Source organism: Vibrio sp. HI00D65 (assembly GCF_001635455.1).
Taxonomy (GTDB): domain Bacteria; phylum Pseudomonadota; class Gammaproteobacteria; order Enterobacterales; family Vibrionaceae; genus Vibrio.
In genome coordinates this window covers 1-219 of record NZ_LWEH01000124.1, presented here as the reverse complement: position 1 = coordinate 219, position 219 = coordinate 1, and the positions used below count along the sequence as shown (strand labels likewise).

Genomic DNA, 219 nt, shown 5'->3' with positions numbered 1-219 from the left:
GCTTGATAGGGTGACCACCACTATGAAGCAGTGCCAGTACCAGTGACGTGAACTCGTGACCCATTGGTAAACCGGCGAAACCGATCGCAGTACCTTTCTCTTGGTTCACTACCTGCATGATAGGGCTACGCGTGCTTGCGCTATCATCGCGAGTTACTTCAATTTTATCGGTTAAAGATGCGATGTCATTTGCTAGGCCTTGGAGTTTGTGTGCGGTAT

Annotated in this window: 1 pseudogene; it reads right to left on the bottom strand. The window is 49.3% G+C overall.

The annotated features are described in order from the left end of the window. Nucleotides 1-219 (bottom strand): annotated as a pseudogene (locus A3712_RS11350) (alkyl hydroperoxide reductase subunit F); the annotation flags it as partial.